The sequence below is a fragment of the Phaeodactylibacter luteus genome (assembly GCF_007993045.1).
Lineage (GTDB): Bacteria > Bacteroidota > Bacteroidia > Chitinophagales > Saprospiraceae > Phaeodactylibacter > Phaeodactylibacter luteus.
In genome coordinates this window covers 1-625 of sequence record NZ_VOOR01000180.1, presented here as the reverse complement: position 1 = coordinate 625, position 625 = coordinate 1, and the positions used below count along the sequence as shown (strand labels likewise).

The 625-nt window shown below is 58.1% G+C and carries 1 protein-coding gene; it reads right to left on the bottom strand.

The window, feature by feature from the left end; all coding sequences use genetic code 11:
* Positions 1–63: 63 nt before the first annotated feature.
* A partial coding sequence (locus tag FRY97_RS22030) for a PKD domain-containing protein (RefSeq protein WP_147169779.1) occupies positions 64–625 on the bottom strand: 562 nt, incomplete at its 5' end.

The window sequence follows — 625 nt, the reverse complement described above, 5'->3', positions numbered from 1 at the left end:
ATGTAGAAGAGGGCTACCAAACAGAAGTAAACAAATTATTAAATACCGCATAAGACAATAGTTTTAACGATTTCCAATCTTCACCACCTTCCCCACTTCCAGCACGCGCCCCTGCTCCTCCAACCGCCAGGTGTAGACGCCCGCCGGGTGCCCGCTCAAATCCAGTGTGTTGAAGCCCGCGGAAAGACGCTGCGTGAGGACGGGCCTGCCCATCGCATCGTATACCATCGCATTGGCCTGTACGGGCAGCCAACCTGCTCGTAGCGAAAGGCTGAAGCGCTCCCGGAAGGGGTTGGGGAAAGCAGTGGCAAGTGGGGCTGTTTCGGCTTGCTGTGTGGCCGTGACGGGCTCTGTAAACTCCAGCGTTTTGCATTTCGTGTCACTGCCATTGGCGTTGCTGACGGTGAGGCAGACCTCGTAGGCGCCGGGGCCGGGGAAAGTATGAGCGGGCAGGGTATCCATACTGCTGCTGCCTTCCCCAAAGTCCCAGGACCAGGTAGCCGGCTCGTAGTCGCTCAGGTCATAAAACTGCACCGTGAAGGGCGTGAGCGTATCCTGCTCATAGCGCCAGCGGGAGAGCGGGATATTGTCGATGCCGAGGGTATCACAGGGGCTGCCGTCTATG